This window comes from Pseudomonas sp. ZT5P21, assembly GCF_054897785.1.
Genome location: NZ_CM142705.1, coordinates 534,341 through 556,381, shown reverse-complemented (window position 1 = coordinate 556,381; position 22,041 = coordinate 534,341). Strand labels below are relative to the sequence as shown.

Below are 22,041 nucleotides of genomic sequence, written 5' to 3'. Positions count from 1 at the left end.
AAATCGGGCGCCGATCAAGCCAACGCTTTATCCAGCGCCTTTTCGATTTCCGATTTGATCGTGCCACTCATGGCCGACATCAACATACCCAGTTCGACATCGACCCTGATCGAATCCTCGCTGACATGCACCGCGCCTTTTACCCCGGAACGCCTGAGGTTCAGGGTGTCGCCGGACCACTGCGGTTCCAGGCCATATTGATCGGACAGCCTCTGCGCCAACTTGTCAGCCTTCTCGCGGGCCGCTTCCTTGCCCAGGCCGTGGGCACGTTCAACACTAATACGGGCCATCGAATGACTCCTGCTTTATGGATACTTTCCTGAAGCATCTTGACCGTTGCTGCGGCAAAACGTCCCGGCGGTTACCTATCTTACCTTCAGCCTTGCCAAGACAAAGCAGGCCACCGGGATTAGAATGTCCCGCATTCTCTTCTGGTGACAGCGATATGACTGATCAGCGCAAAGGCAGCGATGCCGAACCCACCACTCACTTCGGTTTCAAAAACGTTCCGGAAAGCCAAAAAGCGGAAAAAGTCGCTGAAGTTTTCCACTCGGTAGCCGCCAAGTACGACTTGATGAACGACCTCCTGTCGGGCGGTATGCACCGGCTGTGGAAGCGTTTCGCAATCGAGCTGTCTGGCGTGCGCACCGGCAACCGCGTGCTGGACATTGCCGGTGGCACCGGCGATCTGACCAAAAAATTCTCGCACCTCGTGGGCCCGACGGGCCAGGTGGTGTTGGCCGACATCAACGAATCCATGCTCAAGGTCGGTCGCGACCGCCTGCTGGATCTGGGTGTGGCCGGCAACGTCGAATTCGTCCAGGCCGATGCTGAAAAGCTGCCATTCCCGGACAACCATTTCGACTGCGTGACCATCGCCTTCGGCCTGCGCAACGTGACACACAAGGAAGACGCCCTGCGCTCGATGCTGCGCGTGCTGAAACCGGGCGGTCGCCTGCTGGTACTGGAATTCTCCAAGCCGACCAACGCGCTGATGTCCAAGGCTTACGACGCCTACTCGTTCGCCTTCATGCCGTTGATGGGCAAGCTGATCACCAACGACTCGGAAAGCTATCGCTACCTGGCCGAATCGATCCGCATGCACCCGAATCAGGAAACCCTGAAGTCGATGATGGTCGAGGCCGGTTTCGACCGCGTGACCTATCACAACATGACCGCAGGCATCGTCGCCTTGCACCGCGGCATCAAACCCTGATGTTGCTGGCCGGACTGCTCGCCAGCGTTGAACTCGGTCTGAACCGGGTGCTGCGTCTCGACAGCACGGCGCTGCCGCGGCTGGCGCATTTGAGCGGCAAGGTGATCGCCGTCGATTGCCGCAGACCGGCGCTGCAACTGTTCATCCTGCCCAGCGATGAAGGCTTGATGCTCGCTTCCCAATGGGAAACCGGCGCCGACTGCACCTTGCGCGCACCGGCCTCAAGCCTGTTGAGATTGGCGATGAGCAAGGACAAGACTTCGGTTCTGCATGACCCTGAAGTTGAGCTCGACGGCGACAGCGGTGTGCTGCTGGAACTGGCGGCGATCCTTCAGGACCTGGAGCTGGACTGGGAGTACGAACTTTCGCGCTGGCTCGGCCCGGTCGCCACGCAACTGGTTGGCGGTCACCTGCGCAGTCGCACACGCTGGTATCAGCAAGGGTTCGCCAGCCTCAATCAGAACCTGGGCGAATACCTGGCCGAAGAATCGCGCACCCTTGTCGGTCAGCGCGAAGCCGAAGCCCGTTTCAGTGAACTGGACCAGATCAAACTCGATCTGGAACGTCTCGAGGCGCGATTCGAGCGCCTTTCCCGATCCCTCGACCCAAGCGATAACGCATGAAGCTGCTTGCCGTCCGCCGTTTGTTGCGCATCCAGCGCGTTGTGATTCGCTATCGCCTCGATGACCTGCTGTTCGCCCTGCCGCTGCCGTGGTTCCTGCTGGCGCTGCGCTACGCCTTGCCGTGGCGCTGGTTCCCGCGCAAGCCGCTGGACCTGAGCCGTGGCGCACGATTGCGCCTGGCGCTGCAGGACCTTGGGCCGATTTTCATCAAGTTCGGACAGATCCTGTCCACCCGCCGCGACCTGCTGCCGGAAGACATCGCCGATGAGCTGATGAAGCTGCAGGACCGTGTGCCACCGTTCGATTCGCAAGTGTCGGTCAAGCTTATCGAAGAACAGCTCGGCAAAAAGATCAGTGAAGTGTTCAGCCGTTTCGACGTCGAACCGCTGGCCTCCGCTTCGGTGGCGCAGGTGCATGCCGCGCAGCTGAAAACCGGCGAAGAAGTCGTGGTCAAAGTGATCCGCCCCGGCCTCAAGCCGATCATCGCGCAGGACTTGGCGTGGCTGTTCATCCTCGCCCGCACCGCGGAAAGACTGTCCGCAGACGCGCGTCTGCTGCACCCGGTGGACGTGGTGCAGGACTACGAAAAAACCATTTACGACGAACTCGACCTGCTGCGCGAGGCGGCCAACGCCAGCCAGTTGAAGCGCAACTTCGACGGCTCGCCGCTGCTGTACGTGCCGCAAGTCTACTGGGACTGGTGCCGGCCGAAAGTGCTGGTGATGGAGCGCATCTACGGGATTCAGGTGACCGATCTGGCGACCCTCGCCGATCAACGCACCGACATGAAAATGCTCGCCGAACGCGGGGTGGAAATCTTCTTCACCCAAGTGTTCCGCGACAGTTTCTTTCACGCCGACATGCACCCGGGCAACATCTTCGTCAGCACCGTCAACCCGTGGAGCCCGCAGTACATTGCGATCGACTGCGGCATCGTCGGCAGCCTGACCCCGGAAGACCAGGATTATCTGGCGCGCAACCTGTTCGCGTTCTTCAAGCGTGATTACCGTCGTGTGGCGCAATTGCACATCGATTCGGGCTGGGTGCCGGCGGAAACCAAACTCAACGAATTCGAGGCGGCGATTCGCACCGTGTGCGAGCCGATCTTCGAAAAACCGTTAAAAGATATTTCCTTCGGCCAGGTGCTGATGCGCCTGTTCCAGACCGCCCGACGGTTCAACATGGAAGTGCAGCCGCAGCTGGTGCTGCTGCAAAAAACCTTGTTGAACATCGAAGGCCTGGGCCGTCAGTTGTACCCGGACCTCGATCTGTGGAACACCGCCCAGCCGTTCCTCGAACGCTGGATGCGCGAACGCGTCAGCCCCAAAGTATTGCTGGGCAACGTGCAGAGCCAGTTCGAGCAGCTACCGCACCTGGCCAATATGGCCCGCGATTTGCTCGAACGCATGTCCCAGCCTCACGCCTACGACCCGCCGCCACCGTGGCATCGACGCCGGGACGACTGGTTTCTGCGGCTGCTCGGCACCGCCCATCTGGCCGGCGGCGCAATACTCGCCGCAGGCGGGCCGCTGAACGAACTGGCTTACTGGCCGGCCGGAATCATGGTAGCCGTGGGTTTGTATCTGGTCGTTCGCCGATAGCCAGTTGTGTTGCGCACTGGCACACTGTTTCAACGCTTGGGTTCTACTCATGAAGTGTGGAACCCGTTGTCGGAGTCGAAGATGAAAAACTGGCTGGACGAGATCAAGTGGGACGCCGATGGCCTGGTGCCGGCGATTGCCCAGGATCACAAGACCGGGCGTGTCCTGATGATGGCCTGGATGAACCGCGAAGCGCTGGAACTGACCGCTGCCGAAAACCGCGCCATTTACTGGTCACGTTCCCGTGGCAAGCTGTGGCGCAAGGGTGAAGAGTCCGGCCACGTGCAGACCTTGCATGAGATGCGCCTGGACTGCGACGCTGACGTGATCATCCTGATGGTCGAGCAGATCGGCGACATCGCCTGCCATACCGGTCGGCAGAGCTGCTTCTACCGCGTCTTCGAAAACGGCGACTGGAAAACCGTCGACCCGGTCCTGAAAGACCCGCACGCCATCTACTCCGCAGGACATACCCATGAGTGACACGTTGACCCGTCTGGCCGAGGTGCTGGAAGAGCGCAAAGGCGCCGCCGCCGACAGCTCGTATGTCGCCAGCCTGTACCACAAGGGCTTGAACAAGATTCTGGAAAAAGTCGGCGAAGAGTCGGTCGAAACCATCATTGCCGCCAAGGACGCCGCCATCAGCGGTGACTGCAGCGATGTGATCTACGAGACCGCCGATCTTTGGTTCCACAGCATGGTCATGCTCGCCCAACTGGGGCAGCATCCACAGGCTGTACTCGATGAACTGGACCGTCGTTTCGGTCTGTCCGGACACGCCGAGAAAGCCTCGCGCCCGTCCGCCTGAACAATTATTAAAGAGGAGCAGCAACATGGGCATTTTTGACTGGAAACACTGGATCGTCATCCTGGTTGTTGTCGTACTGGTGTTCGGCACCAAGAAACTGAAAAACCTCGGCACCGACGTGGGCGAGTCGATCAAGGGCTTTCGCAAAGCCATGAATGATGAAGACAAAACCGTTGACCCGACCGTAACTCCGGCCCAACCGGCGCCACCGGTTCAGCCACAGACCACACAGTCCGTGAACCAGCCGCACACCATCGACGTGCAGGCGCAGAAAGTCGAAGAGCCGATCCGCAAAGACGTGTGAGCACTGACTAATGTTTGGTATCAGCTTCTCTGAACTGCTGCTCGTCGGCCTCGTAGCCCTGCTGGTGCTGGGCCCCGAGCGTCTGCCGGGTGCTGCGCGTACCGCCGGCCTGTGGGTCGGGCGTCTGAAGCGCAGCTTCAACGCGATCAAACAGGAAGTTGAACGTGAAATCGGTGCCGACGAGATTCGTCGGCAACTGCACAACGAGCACATTCTGTCGCTGGAACAGGAGGCGCGGAAGATCTTCACGCCGACCCAGCAGGAAGCCACACCGGTTCAGCCGGTTGAGCCGGTGGTGGAGCAGACGATTCATGCTCCTGTCGCCGTGCCTGCACCTGCGGCCACAGAGCCTGCGCCCGTCGTTGCAGCGCCACCGGTTGAACCTGCCACGCCTGCGGCTGCGCCTGTTGCGCCGGCCCCTCATGACCCAACACTGGCGCCGCGAGCACCATGAGCGATCTTCCTGAAAATGACCAGCACATGCCGCTGGTTTCGCACCTCACCGAGTTGCGCACCCGCCTGCTGCGCTGCGTAGCGGCGACTTTCATTATCTTCGCCGGGTTGTTCGCCTTCACCCAGCAGATCTACACCTTCGTCTCCACACCGTTGCGCCAGTACCTGCCGGTCGGCGCGACGATGATCGCCACCGACGTGTCGTCACCCTTCCTGACACCGCTGAAGCTGACCATGATGGTGTCGCTGTTCCTGGCGATCCCGGTCATCCTGCATCAGATCTGGGGTTTCATCGCGCCGGGCCTGTACAAGCATGAAAAACGAATCGCGGTGCCCTTGCTGGTATCGAGCATCATGCTGTTCTACGCCGGCATGGCATTCGCCTATTACCTGGTGTTCCCGCTGATCTTCAAATTCTTCGCCGCCGCTACCCCGGCTGGCGTGGAGATGATGACCGACATCAGCAGTTACCTCGATTTCGTCATGACGCTGTTCTTCGCCTTCGGCGTGGCGTTCGAAATTCCGGTGGCCGTCGTGCTGCTGGTGTGGATCGGCGTGGTCGACGTCAGATACCTGAAGAAAATCCGCCCGTACGTGATCATCGGCTGCTTCGTGGTCGGCATGATCCTGACGCCACCGGACATCTTTTCGCAGACGCTGTTGGCCGTACCGATGTGGCTGCTCTTCGAGATCGGCATCCTTTTCGGCGGCCTGATCAGCAAGCGTGGCGAACACCCGGACGACCAACCGGTCGACGATCACAACGACCAGCCGCCAGCAACCCAGCCGTGAACCTGCTGCTCCTCGAAGAGGCCGATTTCATTGCGTCCGACCGGGTGATCCTGCGCGATCGCCGGTTGACGCACATGCAGGAAGTTCACCGCTGTGAAGTAGGTGACAGCCTGCGCGTCGGGCGTATCGGCGGCCTGATGGGTTCGGCTGAGGTGCTGCGCCTGGACGCCGATGAAGCCGAACTGCGCGTCACCCTCGACCAGCCGCCACCCGCCAAGTTGCCGCTGACGCTGATATTGGCCCTTCCGCGACCCAAAATGCTGCGCCGGGTGTTTCAGACCGTGGCAGCCATGGGTGTGCCACGAATCGTGCTGGTCAACAGCTACCGCGTCGAGAAGAGCTTCTGGCAGACACCGTTTCTCGATCCCGAAGCCATTCGCGAACAACTGATCCTCGGCCTCGAACAGGCCCGAGACAGTGTGTTGCCTGACATCGTCATCGAAAAGCGTTTCAAACCGTTCGTCGAAGATCGACTGCCCGCGATCACCGAGGGCACCCTCGGCCTGGTCGGTCATCCCGGCAATTACTCGCCCTGCCCCCGCGGCCTGGACGAACCGGTTACCTTGGCCATCGGCCCGGAAGGCGGCTGGATCCCCTACGAAATCGACCTGCTGGGCAAGTCCGGCCTGCAACCGGTGCAGCTCGGCGAGCGTATCCTGCGCGTCGAGACGGCCGTCACTGCGTTGCTCGCACGCCTCTTCTAAACACGCCGCCATTCCATTGGGTCGAGTCGACTCGCAGGTCATTATTCGTACAAACATCAGGACAGCGCCTACAGATTGCAGCCCGCCAGCCGATACATCTTCTATAAAACCAACTTGTGGTCCGTGGGAGTTGCAGCATGTACCGATGGCTAGCCGAGAAACTGGGGAACGTCAGCGTCAATCGCAAACTGGGTGTCGGCTTCGGTCTGGTGCTGCTCCTGACGCTGTTGACCACGTTTACAGGCTGGACAGGCCTGCGAGACGTAGTCAATCGCGGCGACAAGCTGGGGTTCATTGCCAGCCTCAATGACCTGACCAAAGATTTGCGCTTGGCTCGCCTGGACTACGAAATGCGGCGTGGCGAACAAGGTCCGGGCGCCGTCAACGACCTGCTTGGCCAACTCGACACCGGTTTGAAAACCGCGCGCACGCTGATCGAGCAGCCTGCCGACGCAGCCATGGTCGACCAGCAACTGGCCGCCATCAGTGAATACAAGCAAGCCTTCGCCGCCATGACCCAGGCCGGCGCCAACCGCGAGGATGCTCGCAGCAAACTCGGCGCCAATGCAGATAACGCCGTGGCGCGCGTGACCGACGTCCAGAAGGCCATGCTGCAAGGTGACAACGTTACCGATTTCAACAGCGTGGTTGAGGTCAGCAAGTTGCTTCAGCAAGCCCGTTATCAGGTTCGCGGATACACCTACAGTGGCAAGGCCGACGCTGAACAACCGGCGCTGGACGCCATCGCCAACGCCTTGACCAGCCTCGACACCCTGCCATCGAAACTGCCGCAACAGCACACGGCCATCCTGCAACAAGCCAGCGAATCGCTGAAGGCCTATCGGGCCGCCGTCAGCCAGTTCCGTGACTCACAGGTTGCGACCGCCGCCGCACTTAAACGCATGGCGACGCAAGGTGACATCCTGCTCGACGTCAGCAAAAAACTCACCGTCTCGCAAACCATCGTGCGTGATACCGACGCCGCACGCGCCAGGAACATGCTGTTGCTGGCCACCGCCCTGGCGCTGGTTTTTGGCTTGTTTGCGGCGTGGGCCATCACTCGGCAGATCGTCATTCCGTTGAGCCAGACACTAAAAGTGGCCGAGCGCATTGCCGCTGGCGACTTGACCCAGAACCTCGTTTCCGAACGCCAGGACGAACTCGGTCAACTCCAACGCTCCATGCAGCGCATGACCTTGGGCCTGCGCGAATTGATCGGCGGCATCAGCGACGGCGTCACACAAATTGCCAGTGCCGCTGAAGAACTGTCCGCCGTGACCGAGCAGACCAGCGCCGGGGTCAACAGCCAGAAGGTCGAGACCGATCAGGTGGCGACCGCGATGAACGAAATGACCGCCACCGTGCAGGAAGTCGCGCGCAACGCCGAAGAAGCCTCTGAAGCGGCAGTGGCCGCCGACCAGCAGGCCCGCGAAGGTGACAAGGTGGTCGGCGAAGCCATCGCTCAAATCGAACGCCTGGCCAAGGAAGTCGGTAACTCAACCGAGGCCATGGGTCACCTGAAACGCGAAAGCGACAAGATCGGCAGCGTGCTCGACGTGATCAAATCCGTCGCCCAGCAAACCAACCTGCTGGCGCTCAACGCGGCAATTGAAGCCGCCCGCGCCGGTGAGGCCGGGCGTGGATTTGCAGTGGTCGCCGATGAAGTCCGCAGCTTGGCCCAGCGCACCCAGAAATCCACCGAAGAAATCGAAGAGCTGATCGTCGGCCTGCAAAGTGGCACCCAGCAAGTCGCGACCATCATGGACAACAGCCGCACCTTGACCGACAGCAGCGTCGAACTGACCCGCCGTGCCGGAAGCTCGCTGGAAAGCATCACTCGCACAGTGTCGGCCATCCAGTCGATGAACCAGCAGATCGCCGCAGCAGCCGAACAGCAGAGCGCGGTGGCTGAAGAAATCAACCGCAGCGTGCTGAACGTGCGCGATGTGTCCGAGCAGACCTCGGCAGCCAGTGAAGAGACGGCGGCGTCCAGCATTGAGCTGGCGCGGTTGGGGACGCATTTGCAGATGCTGGTGAGCAGGTTCAAAGTTTGAGGTGGTGCGAGTGACTCGGTTCACATGAGACCGAGGTGAGGCCATCGCGAGCAAGCTCGCTCCCACAGGGGATGTGTGTCGATCACAAATCCAATGTGGGAGCGAGCTTGCTCGCGATGGCGGCTTAACAGCCGCCGCCGTTAGAGAACCTGCCGCAAGAACGCCTGCGCCCGCGGATCCTTCGGCGCATCGAAGAACGCGGACGGCGAGGCGTCTTCCAGCAATTTGCCGTGATCGAAGAACAGCACCCGATCCGCCACTTCCCGCGCAAAGCCCATTTCATGGGTGACGCAGACCATGGTCATGCCTTCCACGGCCAGGGTTTTCATCACGTCCAGCACTTCGCCGACCATTTCCGGGTCGAGCGCCGAAGTCGGCTCATCGAACAGCATGACCTTGGGCTCCATGGCCAGCGCCCGGGCAATCGCCACGCGTTGTTGCTGACCGCCGGACAGGCGCGACGGGTACTCGTTGGCCTTCTGCGCAATACCGACCTTCTCCAGCAGTGCCAACGCCTTGGTTTCACGCTCCTTCTTGCCGCGCTTGCGCACGACCTTTTGGGCGAGGCACAGGTTTTCCAGCACGGTCATGTGCGGGAACAGGTTGAAATGCTGGAACACCATACCGACTTCGCGGCGGTAGGCATTCACATCGGTTTTCGGGTCGGCCAGTTGCAGACCGTCGATGCTCACCGAGCCTGAATCGAATTCTTCCAGGCCATTAAGGCAACGCAGGAAGGTCGACTTGCCGGAACCGGACGGGCCGATCACCACCAGCACTTCGCCTTTCGCCACTTGGGTGGAGACGTTATCCACCGCGCGCACTACCTGGCCGCGGGTGTCGAAAACTTTTACCAGATCGCGGACTTCAATCACTTTGCGCGAGCCTCCGCTCAAGCCGGCTGGCGATTTTCGACAGCGGCAGGTTGATCAACAAATACAGGCCGGCCACGCAGAACAGGATTTCGAACGGCGAAAACGAGGTGGTGATGACTTCGCGACCGCTTTTCAGCAGCTCGGTAATCGCGATCACCGACACCAGCGAGGTGTCCTTGACCAGGCTGATGAATTGCCCGGCGAGCGGCGGCAGCACGCGTTTGAAAGCTTGTGGCAGCACCACGTGGCGCATCGACTGCCCCGCGCTCAAGCCAAGGGAACGCGCGGCTTCGTTCTGACCACGAGCGATTGACTGAACACCCGAGCGGATGATCTCCGCGACATACGCTCCCGTGAACAACGACAGGGCCGCGATCCCGGCGAATTCCCTCGACAGGTTCATCACGGTGCCGATGAAGAAGTAGAAAATGAAAATCTGTACCAGCAAGGGTGTACCGCGCACCAGTTCGACGTAAATCGTCGACAGGTCGCGCAGGGTCGGGTTGTTCGACAGACGGCACAGGCCGGTGGTCAAGCCGATCAGTAAACCCAGCACGCCAGACACCACGGACAGCCACAAAGTGGTCCAAAGACCCCACATCAGCGGCCCGGCAGCCCAGTGGCGAGTCACGCCAATCACGTCACCTTCGGCCACATCATCGCCCTGGGCGACTTGCAGGCTGTTGCCGTCGACGGTCAGGTGCTGCTCGTCACCCGCGTCGTTGCGCAGGGTGACTTCAGCCTTGTCGCCCTTGCGCACCAGCTCGCTGACGGTGGAGATGTCGGCGGCGCGTTGGGATTCTTCGGCGTGGTAGGCAAAGTACTGCGGCACGCGGTTCCAGCGCCACTCGTAGGACATCAGCGAGGTGGCGTAATACAACGCGCCGGCCAGGCCGATCAGTACCAGCACGGTCAAAACGTGCCAGGGCCATTGGGCTTTTTTCTGTTTCATCTTTCAGCAAGTTCCGGAATATGTGTAGCCAGGGAGGCCGCCTTCGCGAGCAAGCCCGCTCCCACATTGGAATGCGTATTCCTGTGGGAGCGGGCTTGCTCGCGAATGGGGCGACGCGGTCTATTTGACCGAGCCTTATTCCATATCCTTCAGCCAGGCAGTGTCTTTGAACCACTTGTCATGGATGCGATCGTAGGTGCCGTCTTCGCGGATCTGGTGCAGGAAGTTGTTGATGAAATTGATGCTGTCGTAGTCACCTTTCTTCAGACCGAAGGCCAGCGGCTCGTAGGTAAACGGCTTGTCGAGGAACACCAGTTTGCCATTGCCGACCTTGTTCAGAGCTACAACGTTGTAAGGCGCGTCATAGATGAAGGCGTCGGCCTTGCCGTTGACCACATCGAGCACGGCTTCCTGCTCGTTGTCGTAGCCGTGGTACTTGGCTTTGGAGATCAGCTTTTTGGCGACCATTTCGCCGGTGGTGCCAAGCTTGGAGGTGATGCGGTAGTCGGCGGTGTTCAGGTCTTTGTAGGACTTGATGGTGCCTTCCAGCTCCTTGCGGATCAGCAGGGTCTGGCCGACAACGATGAACGGTTCGCTGAAGTTCAGGCGCAGGTTGCGCTCCTGGGTCAGGGTCATGCCGCTACCGATCATGTCGAATTTGTCGGTGAGCAGGGCCGGGATAATGCCGTCGTAGCCGGTGGACACCAGCTCCAGTTTGACGCCCATGGCCTTGGCCATGGCTTTGAGGATGTCGACTTCGAAGCCGATGATCTCGCCGCGCTTGTTGGTCATCTCGAACGGCATGTAGGTCGGATCCATGCCGACTTTCAGCGTGCCGCGCTTGACCGCATCATCAATGGCACCGGCCTGCGCCGCGCTGACTGCAACCAATGCCGTGACGCCGACCAGCAGCATCGAGAGATACTTCTTCATCATCATGTCCCCAAACCCATTGCGTTATGAGGCGCGCAAACGGCGGCTCCCCTCAGGGAACGCACCGCTGCGGACAAAAATTATCCGGGCGCACCAATTCGGGGACGGATGCTAACGCACTCGCTCGTTTGCACAAGGGTTTGGCGACGTTCAGGCAAAAAAAAGCCCCGCTCAATCGGGCGGGGCATTTTTTTATCAGGCCAACTGCGGTTGCGCACTCACTGGCTTGAGTGGCAGCAGCGGAGCATGGGGATCGGACTTCACCGATTTGCGCCACGCTTCAAGCCACGCGGGGTGACTTTCGTTCCAGATCTGCTCATGCAGACGAGCCAGTGCCACCGGATCGCTCAACAGTTGCACACGCTCATTGTTGGTCAGACCGTCAGGCCCGACTTTCATGGCATGGCGTACCCGTTCGACCCGCAGCCACTCGATCGGCTCGGCATCACGGTGACGCGAAGTCGCCAGCGAGCACGCCAAGGCGTTCTGCTGTGGATCGACCACCGAACGGATGAAACCGTCTTTCAGCGCGTGATAACGGTTTTCGTGGGTGTACTGGTCAGTCGACAGTAACGCTTGTGGCGGATTGTATTCCTCAGGGATCAGGAACAGGCTTTCGTCACGGGACTTCAGGCCCAAGCCAACGCGGCTGGAGATCACCGACACCGGAATCGACAGCATCAACGAACCGACAATCGGCACCAGCCACCAGAGGAAGCTCGGGTTCAGCCAGATCACCAGCAGGGCCCAAAAGAAACCCAACAGGGTTTGCGGACCGTGGCGCTTGACCGCTTCGCTCCATGGCGTGGAGTCGTCGTCACGCTGTGGCGAGTTCCAGGTCGCGGCCCAGCCGAGGAACGCGGCGAGCACGAAACGGGTGTGGAAAATCATCCGCACCGGCGCCAGCAGCACGGAGAACAGCATCTCCAGCAGCATCGACAGGGTCACCTTGAACTTGCCGCCGAACTCTTTCGCGCCCTTGGCCCAGATCAGGATGATGCTCAACAACTTCGGCAGGAACAGCAGCACGATGGTGGTCGAGAACAACGCGATGGCCTTGTCCGGGTGCCATTGAGGCCACAGCGGATAGAGCTGACGGGGTTCGAGGAAGTACTGCGGCTCCATCAGCGTGTTGACCGCCAGCAGCGCCGTCGACAGCACGAGGAAGAAGAACCACAAAGGTGCCGACAGGTAAGACATCACGCCAGTCAGGAATACCGCGCGGTGAACGGGGTGCATGCCCTTGACCAGGAACAGGCGGAAGTTCATCAGGTTACCGTGGCACCAGCGACGGTCACGCTTGAGTTCGTCCAGCAGGTTAGGCGGCAGTTCTTCGTAGCTGCCCGGCAAGTCGTAGGCAATCCAGACGCCCCAACCGGCACGGCGCATCAGTGCGGCTTCAACGAAGTCGTGGGACAGGATCGCACCGGCGAACGCGCCTTTACCCGGCAACGGCGCCAGGGCGCAATGCTCGATGAACGGCTTCATGCGAATGATCGCGTTGTGGCCCCAGTAGTGGGATTCGCCCAGTTGCCAGAAGTGCAGACCGGCGGTAAACAGCGGACCGTACACACGGGTCGCAAACTGCTGCATGCGGGCATACAGCGTGTCCATGCCCGAGGCACGCGGCGCGGTCTGGATGATCCCGGCGTCCGGCGTGGCTTCCATCAGGCGCACCAGACTGGTCAGGCAGTCGCCACTCATCACCGAGTCAGCGTCAAGCACGACCATATACTTGTAGTCACCACCCCAGCGACGGCAGAAGTCGTCGAGGTTGCCGCTTTTGCGTTTTACCCGACGGCGACGGCGGCGATAGAAAATCTTGCCAAAGCCCTTGGCTTCGCGGCAGACGTCCAGCCAGGCCTGTTGCTCGGCAACACAGATATCGGCATCGTTACTGTCGCTGAGGACGAAAAAGTCAAAGCGATCCAGGTCACCCGTGGCCGCAACCGACTCGAACGTCGCGCGCAAACCGGCGAATACCCGGGGCACGTCTTCGTTACAGATCGGCATCACCAGTGCGGTGCGCGCGTCCTTGGCGATCGGCTCGTTGCCGGCACTTTTACCGGAGATGCGGTATTTGTCGTGACCGGTGAGCAATTCGAGGAAGCCCATCAACGCCGTCCAGAAACCGGCCGACACCCAGCAGAACAGAATCCCGAACAGAATCAGGATGCTGGTTTGCAGCGCATAGGGCAGCACCTGCGTGACGGTTTGCATCACGGGTTGATGCAGGACTTCGTTCAGGTCGACGAACGACCAGCCCTGATACGGCATGATGCCTTTCATGTACCAGCCGGCGACGATGGTCTGACCGAGCATCAGTACCAGCAAGATGTAACGGCGGATCGAACCTACAGTGCGCCAGCGCGCCGCCGGCAGCACGTTCTCATCCTTCGGCGGGGCCGGCGGATTGGTGCGACCGGTCAGACGCCGCCAGCCACGCACCAGAATGTTGGTGCGCCACGGCTCGGGCACGACTTTGGTACGGCGGATCGGCGGAGTTGCCTTGAGGCAAACCCGACCGCTGGCGTCGAGCACCAGCATTTCCGCTTCTTCCAGCTCTTGCGCAGTGTTCAGGGTCAAACGACGTCCAACCGAGGCTTGAGCAGCCTCGGTCGGTGCGTCGAACGTCGAGGACGACAGGCGCTGGTGCAGCTCGCTGAAGGACTGGCAGCCCGCGAGTTCCGCGCGCTGCTCGTCGGTCATCGGTAAATGCGCCAGATACTCGGCAAGCGTCTCTGGCTGAACTTGAGAATTACTCATCGGCAGGCAACTGGTAGCTCCAGGTCTCGGTCAGGACTTCTTCAGTCGGTGCCGATTCCGGTGTGGCTGGGGCCGCGTCCGCAGCAGCAGGCTGCTTGGCGTCTTTGTTGTCCGTGTCCTTGGCCTCTACGGCTGGCTTGACTTCGGCCTGCTTGGCCTCGGCGGCCTTCGCTTCCTTGTCCGCTTTCTCCGCTTGTCTGGCAGCAACCTTGTCAGCCTTGGCGACAGAAGAATTGGACGCTGGAACCGAAGATTTGGCGAGATCAGCATGCACGATGTTCTGAACCAGTGCTGCACGCATCTCGGTGGACTTGCCCGGATCCTTGATCTTCATCCGCAGGGTCAGGCGCCAGCCTTTGGTTTCAGGGTTGTAACGCACGCTGTTTTCGACCAGCTCGGCGTTGTCGCCAACGCTGACCTGGCTGCGAACGTCCGCGTCCGGGGACAAGGCCGCCAGGGACGGGCCTTCGAAGTCCACCAGGTAGGCAACGCTGCCGTCCGGCTGGCGGATCAGGTTGGACTGTTTGACGTCACCCGTGGAACGCAGGGTCTGTTGGACCCAAGCGCTGTCCGGCGCGTGAAGCGCGGCTTCGTCGATGGTCCAGTGCATGCGGTAGCCGAATTCCAGCGGCTGGCCAGGCTCTGGCAGTTTTTCCGGGCTCCAGAACGCAACGATGTTGTCGTTGGTTTCATCGGCAGTCGGAATTTCAACCAGGTCCACAGAACCCTTGCCCCAATCGCCTTTCGGCTCGATCCAGGCACTCGGGCGCTTGTCGTAGCGGTCGTCGAGGTCTTCGTAGTGACTGAAGTCACGGCCACGTTGCAGCAAACCGAAACCGCGCGGGTTCTCGATCGAGAAGTTGCTCACCGCCAGGTGTTTCGGGTTGTTCAGCGGGCGCCAGATCCACTCGCCGTTGCCGGCATGGATCGACAGACCGCTGGAGTCATGCAGTTCGCGACGGTAGTTCAACACTTTGGAAGGCTGGTTCGCGCCAAACAGGAACATGCTGGTCAGCGGCGCAACGCCGAGCTTGGTGACCTTGTCACGCAGGAACATCTGGGCCTTGACGTCGACAACAGTGTCGCTGCCGGGGCGCAGAGTCAGGCGATAGGCACCGGTGGCGCGTGGCGAATCCAGCAGGGCGAAAATCACGAGGTGCTTGTCACCCGGTTTCGGCTGTTGAATCCAGAACTCGGTGAAACGCGGGAATTCTTCGCCGGACGGCAACGCGGTATCGATGGCCATGCCGCGAGCGGACAAGCCATAAGTGTGCCCCTTGCCGATAACGCGGAAGTAACTCGCGCCGAGCATGGTCATGATTTCGTCTTGCTTGTCGGCCTTGTTGATCGGGTACAGCACACGGAAGCCGGCATAACCCAGCTGTTCGGTGGCTTTAGGATCGAACTTCACATCGCCGAAATCGAAACGACTGGCGTCGTACTTGATCTCTTCGACGGTGTTGGCCGTGATTTCGTTGATTTTCACCGGCGTATCGAAGTGCATACCCTGGTGATAGAACGACAGCTTGAATGGGGTTTTTTGATCAGCCCACTCCGCTTTCTCGGTGCGGAAGCGAATTTTCTGATAGTCCGCAAATTTCATTTCACGGAATTCGTTCGGCAGGTTACTGCGCGGGGCTTCGTATTTCTGCCCGGCCAGCTCTTTTGCCTTGGCCGACACGTCATCCAGACTGAATGCCCAAAGCTGGCCGGCGCTGAGCAGGCAGAGCAGTGCAGAGCCCGCTACCAGAGCGCTTCGTAACCGTTTGGCAAACAATTTTGGTGCAATACAGGGACTAACAATCACGAGCAACCCTCGCCGAAAACAGATCAAAAAACCAACGGCCAGCTATCTATATGCCAGGTTGGCGAGCATTGTTCCGACTCCTGTGGGGCTAAATGATTCCCCACCAGGTTCAGGACAAGTCTCTACCTAAGTCAAAATGGACCAACGAACGCTGATCCCCGTAGCGCGCGATTATCTAGTAGCCTGCGTTACAACGCATCAGGCGTAACAAAGTATTTATCGCGAAAAACCCCTGTTTTCAGTCGAAAAGCCCTTAAAAAGTTGTTTCAAGCGCTTTCAAGTCTGTAACAGGAAGGTTACCGGGCCATCATTTACCAGGTGCACCTGCATATCCGCGCCGAATCTACCTGATGCCACAGTGCCATGCACGTGTTTCGCTTTCTCTAATAGATAGTCGAAAAGCTCCTCGCCCAGCGCCGGAGGGGCAGCGGTCGAAAAACCCGGGCGCAACCCGCTTCTGGTGTCGGCGGCCAGGGTGAACTGAGAGACCAGCAGCAACCCGCCACCGACATCCGCCAAGGACAGATTCATCTTGCCCTCGGCGTCACTGAATACACGATAGTTAAGCAGCTTATGCAGAAGTTTGTCGGCGTTGGCCCGAGTATCCTCGGGCTCGACCGCTACCAACACCAGCAACCCCTGATCGACTGCACCGACCACCTCCCCCGCTACCTCGACTCGCGCGCCACGCACGCGTTGCAACAGGCCCTTCATGCTTCTTCAGGGGACAGGTCGAGCAAGCGCCGGGCCATCTGATTGGCGGCGCGCACCAGTGCATCGGTAATGCCCGGCTCGGAAGCGGCATGCCCGGCGTCACGGATGACCTGCAATTCACTGTTCGGCCAGTTCTGATGCAATTCCCAAGCGTTATCCAGCGGGCAGATCACGTCATAGCGACCGTGGACGATCACGCCTGGCAAATGGGCGATCTTGCCCATGTCGCGGATCAGCTGGTTCGGCTCCAGGAACGCATTGTGGGTGAAGTAATGACATTCAATGCGGGCAATCGACAACGCGCGTTGTGGCTCGGAGAAACGATCGACCACCAGCGGGTTCGGGCGCAAGGTCGCCGTCCGGCCTTCCCAGGTGGACCAGGCCTTGGCCGCGTGCATCTGGGCAATCTGGTCGTTACCGGTCAGGCGCTTGTGGAACGCGCTGAGCAGGTCTTCGCGCTCATCCTGCGGGATCGGCGCGATGTAGTCCTGCCAGTAATCGGGGAACAGACGGCTGGCGCCCGCCTGATAGAACCATTCGATTTCCTGCGGACGGCAGAGAAAAATCCCGCGCAGAATCAGACCGTGCACACGCTCCGGGTGGGTTTGCGCGTAGGCCAGCGCGAGGGTCGAGCCCCACGAACCGCCGAACAGCACCCATTTGTCGATGCCCAGGTGTTGGCGAATCCGCTCGAGGTCGGCAACCAGATCCCAGGTGGTGTTGTTTTCCAGGCTGGCGTGGGGGGTGGAGCGACCGCAACCGCGCTGGTCGAAGGTGACGATGCGATACAGGTTCGGATCAAAAAAACAGCGACTCTGTGCATCACACCCGGCGCCGGGGCCGCCGTGGATGAACACCACCGGCAAACCTTCCGGTGAACCGCTTTCGTCAACATACAGGGTGTGGGTTTCATCGACGGCCAGATCGTGCCGGGCGTGGGGTTTGATCTGCGGGTACAAAGTCTGCATTGCGCGCTCCGTAAGGGGTCGAGGTCATCCCTGGGGGGACTTCAATTATTCTGCCGTTGGGCATCATAAACCCGATTTACGTCAATGAGCATGCCCTTGCAGAGTCAGAGTTTTGCTGCCCGTTTTTTCAGCCAGATAGCCGAGCAGGGTTTCATAGAGCGCATCGACCTCGGCGACCTGGCCACGAGCTCGCAGACAGCCGTGAACCAGCCCTTCACCGAAATAAAGTGTCGCGGCCACGCCTGCGGCGTTCAGTCGCTCGGCGTAAAGCACGCCGTCATCGCGGAGCGGGTCGAATTGCGCCGCCGCGATCAACGCTGGCGGCAATCCGCGCAAATCCCCGGCGAGCAACGGCATCGCATAGGCGCCCGGCTTTCGGCTGCCGCGCAAATACAACGCGTGATAACAATCCAGATCACTGGTGCTGAGCAACGGCGCGTCGACACATTCGCTGCGCGACGGCAGCCGCTGATCGCCACCGAGTCCCGGATAGATCAGGACTTGCGCCGCGGGAAGTGGCTCGCCCGCATCGCGCAATGCCAGGCACAGCGCGGCGGCTAGATTGCCGCCGGCACTGTCGCCGGCCACCAGCGAACGCGCGGGGTCTAGCTGAAACGGCCCGGTGCGCAGGGCTCGCCAGACCTTCAGGCAGTCTTCGAACGCCGCCGGAAACGGATGCTCCGGCGCCAGACGGTAATCGACGGCTATCACCAACACACCCAGCGTCGACGCCAGTTCGGCGCAGATGAAGTCATGGGAGTCCAGGTCGCCCACCACCCAACCGCCGCCGTGCAGATACACCACGCACGGATCACCACCGGCCGCTGACGACACCGGCGGCTGATAGGACCGCACCGGCACACCGGCCAATTCAAAATCCAGCACATACAACCCGGGGGGACGTGAAGGGGTGAACGCCCGACACATCTCGCTGTAGGCCTGGCGCAAACCGGCGAGGCTGCTTTCGGTGCTGTTGAAGGTGACCGTCTTCTCGACGAACGCTGTCATCTGGTCAGAAAGGGGATAAGGAGCCATGGGTCTGCTGCCGAGGTTTTGTGGAGAGTGGCACGCTCCTGTGGGAGCGGGCTTGCTCGCAAAAGCGGTGCGTCAGGCAACACTGCTCTGACTGATACACCGTCTTCGCGAGCAAGCCCGCTCCCACAAAGGTTGCGCCTGAGTTCAGTTCTTCAGGCTGGCTTGCACGGTTGCCACGCCGTCCTTGCCGTCAAAACTGCTGACGCCCGCCAGCCAACGCTGAAGGTCTTCCGGGTGATCACGCAGCCATTGTCTAGCAACGTCCTGCGGCGTCTTGCGCTCCATGATCGGCACCATCAGCTGACTTTCCTGAGCGGCGGTGAACGTCAGGTTCGCAAGCAAACGGTTCACGTTCGGGCAGCGTTCGGCGTAGTCCGGTGACGTCACGGTGGAGACCGTGGCCGCCCCTTCGTTAGGCCCGTAAACATCTTCACTCCCGGTCAGGTAGGCGATTTTCATATTGATGTTCATCGGGTGCGGGGTCCAACCAACGAACACCACGAACTCCTTGCGATTCACCGCCCGCTGAACGGCGGCAAGCATGCCGGCTTCACCGGACTCGATCAGTTTGAAATCCTTCAAACCGAAGTGATTGGTCTCGATCATGGTTTTGATCGTGGTGTTGGCCCCGCTGCCCGGCTCGATGCCGTAGATTTTGCCGCCGAGTTGGTCTTTGAATCTGGCAATGTCAGCGAAGGTTTTCAGCCCGGCGTCGGCGACATATTCAGGTACGGCGAGCGTTGCCTGAGCGTCGGCGAGGCTGGGTTTGCCCATGATCTTGAGCTGATTAGCGGCCACGAACGGCCCGATATTCTTGTCCATCGCCGGCTTCCAGTAACCGAGGAAGATGTCCAGGCGCTTGTCGCGAATGCCGGCGAAGATGATTTGCTGCACGGCGCTGGTTTGCTTGCTTTCGTAGCCGAGGCCATTGAGCAACACATCGGCCATGCCGCTGGTGGCGATCACGTCGGTCCAGTTGACCACCCCCATGCGCACGGCCTTGCAGGAAGCGTCGTCACTGGCCATGACGCTGGTGTTCAGAAGAGCGGTACCGCAGAGGATTGAGAGACAGCGGGTAAACGGTCTTTTCATGGGGATGGTCTCGTGCGGCAGAATTATTATGGGCCCGGTGTCTTTATGCACCGTGCACAGAACATTACGCAGCGTCGAGACGATAAAAGCGAACTGTGGCGACTGTGTTTTGCACGGAGGCGACTGTCGTGATGCGCTCATAAGCGCGAACACAAATCTGTGGCGATGAACTTTACCTGTGGGAGCGAGCTTGCTCGCGATGGCGGACTGACAGGCAACCTCAATGTTGAACGTAATGGCCTCATCGCGAGCAAGCTCGCTCCCACAGGGGTATGCGACAGGTTCTAGTGTTTGTAGTGCTTTTGGCCCCAGGCCAGCAGCCCTTGCAGCAATTCCTTGAGCACCACTTGCGTTGGCGCCGCCAAATCCGGGCGATAACGGAACGGCTCGAATTCTTCCATGTAGGTGCACTGGCCCAACTCCAGTTGCACGGCGTGGATGTTTTCCGCCGGGTTACCGTAATGCCGGGTGATGTGGCCACCCTTGAAACGACCGTTGAGCACATGGCTGTAGTTTCCGTGCCGCGCGCAGATCGCTTCCAGCTGAGTGGCCAACTGTGGGTCGCAACTGGCGCCATTGAAGGTGCCGAGGTTGAAATCCGGCAGCTTGCCATCAAACAGGTGCGGGATGATCGAGCGGATCGAATGCGCATCAAACAATAGCGCATAGCCGAATTCGGCTTTGAGTCGTGCCAGCTCGTTTTGCAGTGTGGTGTGATAGGGCGTCCAGATCTGTTCCAGATAGTTCGCGCGCTCTGTTGCCGACGGCTCCATACCCTCTCGGAACAACGGAATGCCATCAAACAGGGTGGCCGGGTACAGCCCAGTGGTCGCGCCTGCGTACAAAGGCTTGTCGTCGGACGGTCGGTTCAGGTCGATGACAAAGCGCGAGTACTCAGCGGCCAACGTGCTGGCACCCAGCTCGGCGGCGAACTCATACAGCTGCGGTATGTGCCAGTCAGTGTCCGGCAGGCTTTTCGCGTCGGGGATCAACCCGGCTTCGACTGCCGGGGTCAGGCGCAGGCCGGCGTGGGGCATGCTGATCAGCAGCGGCACACGGCCTTGTTTAAAGTTCAAAACCTTATCCACAACTGCTCTCCTAAACGCTCGTTTCGACGCCGTGACGCACGACGCGTTTTTCCAGGTCACCGCCCAGCCAGTACGACAAGTCGGCGGGACGATCGATTTGCCAGGCGACGAAGTCCGCGAACTTGCCGACTTCCAGCGAACCGTGCGTCGTGGCCATGCCCAACGCGGTGGCGGCATGAATCGTCGCACCCGCCAGGGCTTCTTCCGGGGTCATGCGAAAACAGGTGCAGGCCATATTCAGCATCAGCCGCAGTGACAGCGCTGGCGAGGTGCCGGGATTGAAGTCGCTGGCGATGGCGATTTTCACGCCGTGCTTGCGCAACGCGTCCATCGGCGGCAATTGGATTTCACGCAGGAAGTAGAACGCGCCGGGCAGCAACACGGCGACGGTGCCGGACTTGGCCATGGCGATAGCGTCGTCTTCGGTCATGAACTCCAGGTGATCCGCCGACAGTGCGTGGTACCGCGCTGCCAGGCTCGAACCGTGCAGCGATGACAGTTGCTCGGCGTGCAGTTTCACCGGCAAGCCGAGTGCTTGTGCGGTGATGAACACGCGCTCGACCTGTGCCGTCGAAAACGCCAGGTATTCGCAGAACGCGTCCACCGCATCCACCAGGCCTTCGGCGGCGAGCGCGGGGAGCATCTCGGCGCAGATATGATTGATGTAGTCGTCGGCGCGGTCCACATACTCCGGCGGCAAGGCGTGGGCGGCCAAGCAGGTGCTGCGCACGCTGATCGGCAGTTCGGCGCCGAGACGGCGGATCACTCGCAGGATTTTGCGTTCGCTGGCCAGGTCCAGACCGTAGCCGGATTTCATTTCGACCGTGGTGACGCCATCGCGCATCAGGCTCTTCAAGCGCTTGGCGGCGCTGGCGAACAGCTCGTCTTCGCTGGCCGCGCGGGTGGCGCGTACGGTGCTGGCGATGCCGCCACCGGCTGCGGCAATTTCCGCATAGCTGACGCCCTGCAGACGCTGTTCGAATTCACCGCTGCGGTTACCGCCGAACACCGTGTGGGTGTGGCAGTCGATAAGGCCCGGTGTTACCCAGGCCTCTTTCAAATCGTTGACGGCCGGGTATTCGCCGGACGGCACTTCAGCGCGGGGGCCTATCCACTCAATGCGCGCACCGGACGTCACGATGGCCGCATCCTCGATGATCGAGTAGACGCCTTGCGCCATGGTTGCGACGTGGCAGTGTTGCCAGAGAGTTTTCATCCCATAATCTCCACAGTATTCAAAAATTCGCGAGCAAGCC

The 22,041-nt window shown here is 60.3% G+C and carries 22 protein-coding genes and 1 pseudogene; 11 read left to right on the top strand and 12 right to left on the bottom strand.

Going from position 1 to position 22,041, the window contains the following annotated elements:
- Positions 1-14 precede the first annotated feature (14 nt).
- Entirely contained in the window at positions 15-290 is a 276-nt protein-coding gene (locus ACYZT9_RS02630; RefSeq protein WP_462008429.1) for a polyhydroxyalkanoic acid system family protein, read from the bottom strand.
- A gap of 155 nt (positions 291-445) precedes the next feature.
- On the opposite strand from ACYZT9_RS02630, the gene ubiE reads away from it, so the two are divergent.
- From ubiE to ACYZT9_RS02575, 11 genes and pseudogenes are all read left to right on the top strand, one after another.
- Positions 446-1,216: a bifunctional demethylmenaquinone methyltransferase/2-methoxy-6-polyprenyl-1,4-benzoquinol methylase UbiE gene (ubiE, locus tag ACYZT9_RS02625; RefSeq protein WP_007948968.1), complete on the top strand. Its 771-nt coding sequence runs from the start codon at positions 446-448 to the stop codon at positions 1,214-1,216.
- On the top strand, positions 1,216-1,839 hold the full coding sequence (locus ACYZT9_RS02620) for a ubiquinone biosynthesis accessory factor UbiJ (protein ID WP_462008428.1): 624 nt from the start codon (positions 1,216-1,218) through the stop codon (positions 1,837-1,839). The genes ubiE and ACYZT9_RS02620 overlap by 1 nt, the downstream gene beginning before the upstream one ends.
- Complete coding sequence (ubiB, locus tag ACYZT9_RS02615) at positions 1,836-3,440, top strand: ubiquinone biosynthesis regulatory protein kinase UbiB (protein ID WP_462008427.1); 1,605 nt, start codon at positions 1,836-1,838, stop codon at positions 3,438-3,440. The genes ACYZT9_RS02620 and ubiB overlap by 4 nt, the downstream gene beginning before the upstream one ends.
- 81 nt (positions 3,441-3,521) lie before the next feature.
- Positions 3,522-3,923 (top strand): phosphoribosyl-AMP cyclohydrolase, encoded by a 402-nt coding sequence (gene hisI / locus ACYZT9_RS02610; protein WP_007899278.1) that lies wholly within the window; start codon positions 3,522-3,524, stop codon positions 3,921-3,923.
- Complete coding sequence (locus ACYZT9_RS02605; RefSeq protein WP_008047820.1) at positions 3,916-4,248, top strand: phosphoribosyl-ATP diphosphatase; 333 nt, start codon at positions 3,916-3,918, stop codon at positions 4,246-4,248. Before hisI ends, ACYZT9_RS02605 begins: the two co-directional genes overlap by 8 nt.
- Positions 4,249-4,273: 25 nt before the next feature.
- Positions 4,274-4,552, top strand: a complete 279-nt coding sequence (locus tag ACYZT9_RS02600) for a twin-arginine translocase TatA/TatE family subunit (RefSeq protein ID WP_462008426.1) — start codon at positions 4,274-4,276, stop codon at positions 4,550-4,552.
- Positions 4,553-4,562: 10 nt separating this feature from the next.
- Positions 4,563-5,006, top strand: a complete 444-nt coding sequence (tatB, locus tag ACYZT9_RS02595; protein ID WP_462008425.1) for a Sec-independent protein translocase protein TatB — start codon at positions 4,563-4,565, stop codon at positions 5,004-5,006.
- Positions 5,003-5,797, top strand: a complete 795-nt coding sequence (gene tatC, locus ACYZT9_RS02590; protein WP_462008424.1) for a twin-arginine translocase subunit TatC — start codon at positions 5,003-5,005, stop codon at positions 5,795-5,797. Before tatB ends, tatC begins: the two co-directional genes overlap by 4 nt.
- On the top strand, positions 5,794-6,501 hold the full coding sequence (locus tag ACYZT9_RS02585; RefSeq protein ID WP_462008423.1) for a 16S rRNA (uracil(1498)-N(3))-methyltransferase: 708 nt from the start codon (positions 5,794-5,796) through the stop codon (positions 6,499-6,501). Before tatC ends, ACYZT9_RS02585 begins: the two co-directional genes overlap by 4 nt.
- A 137-nt stretch (positions 6,502-6,638) precedes the next feature.
- Positions 6,639-7,697, top strand: a pseudogene (locus tag ACYZT9_RS02580) (methyl-accepting chemotaxis protein); the annotation flags it as partial.
- Complete coding sequence (locus ACYZT9_RS02575; RefSeq protein ID WP_462010142.1) at positions 7,683-8,555, top strand: methyl-accepting chemotaxis protein; 873 nt, start codon at positions 7,683-7,685, stop codon at positions 8,553-8,555. The pseudogene ACYZT9_RS02580 and the gene ACYZT9_RS02575, both read left to right, overlap by 15 nt.
- Positions 8,556-8,695: 140 nt before the next feature.
- Here the strand turns inward: ACYZT9_RS02575 and ACYZT9_RS02570 are convergent, their stop codons facing one another.
- The 11 genes from ACYZT9_RS02570 to hutI form a co-directional block, all read right to left on the bottom strand.
- On the bottom strand, positions 8,696-9,430 hold the full coding sequence (locus ACYZT9_RS02570; RefSeq protein WP_462008422.1) for an amino acid ABC transporter ATP-binding protein: 735 nt from the start codon (positions 9,428-9,430) through the stop codon (positions 8,696-8,698).
- Positions 9,423-10,382 carry an amino acid ABC transporter permease gene (locus ACYZT9_RS02565; RefSeq protein ID WP_462008421.1) on the bottom strand — a complete coding sequence of 320 codons (960 nt, stop codon included), beginning with the start codon at positions 10,380-10,382 and terminating at the stop codon, positions 9,423-9,425. Before ACYZT9_RS02565 ends, ACYZT9_RS02570 begins: the two co-directional genes overlap by 8 nt.
- A gap of 135 nt (positions 10,383-10,517) precedes the next feature.
- Complete coding sequence (locus tag ACYZT9_RS02560; protein WP_462008420.1) at positions 10,518-11,315, bottom strand: transporter substrate-binding domain-containing protein; 798 nt, start codon at positions 11,313-11,315, stop codon at positions 10,518-10,520.
- A 195-nt stretch (positions 11,316-11,510) separates the two neighbouring features.
- Complete coding sequence (mdoH, locus tag ACYZT9_RS02555) at positions 11,511-14,081, bottom strand: glucans biosynthesis glucosyltransferase MdoH (RefSeq protein ID WP_462008419.1); 2,571 nt, start codon at positions 14,079-14,081, stop codon at positions 11,511-11,513.
- The gene (locus ACYZT9_RS02550) at positions 14,074-15,888 is read right to left on the bottom strand and encodes a glucan biosynthesis protein G (RefSeq protein WP_462008418.1); all 1,815 of its coding nucleotides are present in this window, start codon (positions 15,886-15,888) and stop codon (positions 14,074-14,076) included. The genes mdoH and ACYZT9_RS02550 overlap by 8 nt, the downstream gene beginning before the upstream one ends.
- Positions 15,889-16,164: 276 nt before the next feature.
- On the bottom strand, positions 16,165-16,602 hold the full coding sequence (gene dtd / locus ACYZT9_RS02545; RefSeq protein ID WP_462008417.1) for a D-aminoacyl-tRNA deacylase: 438 nt from the start codon (positions 16,600-16,602) through the stop codon (positions 16,165-16,167).
- On the bottom strand, positions 16,599-17,570 hold the full coding sequence (gene pip / locus ACYZT9_RS02540; protein ID WP_462008416.1) for a prolyl aminopeptidase: 972 nt from the start codon (positions 17,568-17,570) through the stop codon (positions 16,599-16,601). The genes dtd and pip overlap by 4 nt, the downstream gene beginning before the upstream one ends.
- Before the next feature lie 81 nt (positions 17,571-17,651).
- Entirely contained in the window at positions 17,652-18,605 is a 954-nt protein-coding gene (locus ACYZT9_RS02535; protein WP_462008415.1) for an alpha/beta hydrolase, read from the bottom strand.
- 144 nt (positions 18,606-18,749) lie between these two features.
- Positions 18,750-19,697, bottom strand: coding sequence for a choline ABC transporter substrate-binding protein (locus ACYZT9_RS02530; protein WP_462008414.1), 948 nt, complete (start codon positions 19,695-19,697; stop codon positions 18,750-18,752).
- 284 nt (positions 19,698-19,981) lie between these two features.
- Positions 19,982-20,785, bottom strand: coding sequence for an N-formylglutamate deformylase (gene hutG / locus ACYZT9_RS02525; protein ID WP_462008413.1), 804 nt, complete (start codon positions 20,783-20,785; stop codon positions 19,982-19,984).
- A 10-nt stretch (positions 20,786-20,795) separates the two neighbouring features.
- The gene (gene hutI, locus ACYZT9_RS02520; protein ID WP_462008412.1) at positions 20,796-22,001 is read right to left on the bottom strand and encodes an imidazolonepropionase; all 1,206 of its coding nucleotides are present in this window, start codon (positions 21,999-22,001) and stop codon (positions 20,796-20,798) included.
- Positions 22,002-22,041 lie beyond the last annotated feature (40 nt).

Excerpts from the sequence above, each read along its gene's own strand:
- ACYZT9_RS02575 (WP_462010142.1), top strand. The coding sequence starts at position 7,683 with ATGCAGCGCATGACCTTGGGCCTGCGCGAATTGATCGGCGGCATCAGC.
- ACYZT9_RS02535 (WP_462008415.1), bottom strand. The coding sequence starts at position 18,605 with ATGGCTCCTTATCCCCTTTCTGACCAGATGACAGCGTTCGTCGAGAAG.
- ACYZT9_RS02560 (WP_462008420.1), bottom strand. The coding sequence starts at position 11,315 with ATGAAGAAGTATCTCTCGATGCTGCTGGTCGGCGTCACGGCATTGGTT.
- ACYZT9_RS02600 (WP_462008426.1), top strand. The coding sequence starts at position 4,274 with ATGGGCATTTTTGACTGGAAACACTGGATCGTCATCCTGGTTGTTGTC.
- dtd (WP_462008417.1), bottom strand. The coding sequence starts at position 16,602 with ATGAAGGGCCTGTTGCAACGCGTGCGTGGCGCGCGAGTCGAGGTAGCG.
- mdoH (WP_462008419.1), bottom strand. The coding sequence starts at position 14,081 with ATGAGTAATTCTCAAGTTCAGCCAGAGACGCTTGCCGAGTATCTGGCG.
- ACYZT9_RS02530 (WP_462008414.1), bottom strand. The coding sequence starts at position 19,697 with ATGAAAAGACCGTTTACCCGCTGTCTCTCAATCCTCTGCGGTACCGCT.
- ACYZT9_RS02565 (WP_462008421.1), bottom strand. The coding sequence starts at position 10,382 with ATGAAACAGAAAAAAGCCCAATGGCCCTGGCACGTTTTGACCGTGCTG.
- ubiB (WP_462008427.1), top strand. The coding sequence starts at position 1,836 with ATGAAGCTGCTTGCCGTCCGCCGTTTGTTGCGCATCCAGCGCGTTGTG.
- ACYZT9_RS02620 (WP_462008428.1), top strand. The coding sequence starts at position 1,216 with ATGTTGCTGGCCGGACTGCTCGCCAGCGTTGAACTCGGTCTGAACCGG.
- ACYZT9_RS02605 (WP_008047820.1), top strand. The coding sequence starts at position 3,916 with ATGAGTGACACGTTGACCCGTCTGGCCGAGGTGCTGGAAGAGCGCAAA.
- ubiE (WP_007948968.1), top strand. The coding sequence starts at position 446 with ATGACTGATCAGCGCAAAGGCAGCGATGCCGAACCCACCACTCACTTC.
- pip (WP_462008416.1), bottom strand. The coding sequence starts at position 17,570 with ATGCAGACTTTGTACCCGCAGATCAAACCCCACGCCCGGCACGATCTG.
- hutI (WP_462008412.1), bottom strand. The coding sequence starts at position 22,001 with ATGAAAACTCTCTGGCAACACTGCCACGTCGCAACCATGGCGCAAGGC.
- hisI (WP_007899278.1), top strand. The coding sequence starts at position 3,522 with ATGAAAAACTGGCTGGACGAGATCAAGTGGGACGCCGATGGCCTGGTG.
- tatB (WP_462008425.1), top strand. The coding sequence starts at position 4,563 with ATGTTTGGTATCAGCTTCTCTGAACTGCTGCTCGTCGGCCTCGTAGCC.
- ACYZT9_RS02630 (WP_462008429.1), bottom strand. The coding sequence starts at position 290 with ATGGCCCGTATTAGTGTTGAACGTGCCCACGGCCTGGGCAAGGAAGCG.
- tatC (WP_462008424.1), top strand. The coding sequence starts at position 5,003 with ATGAGCGATCTTCCTGAAAATGACCAGCACATGCCGCTGGTTTCGCAC.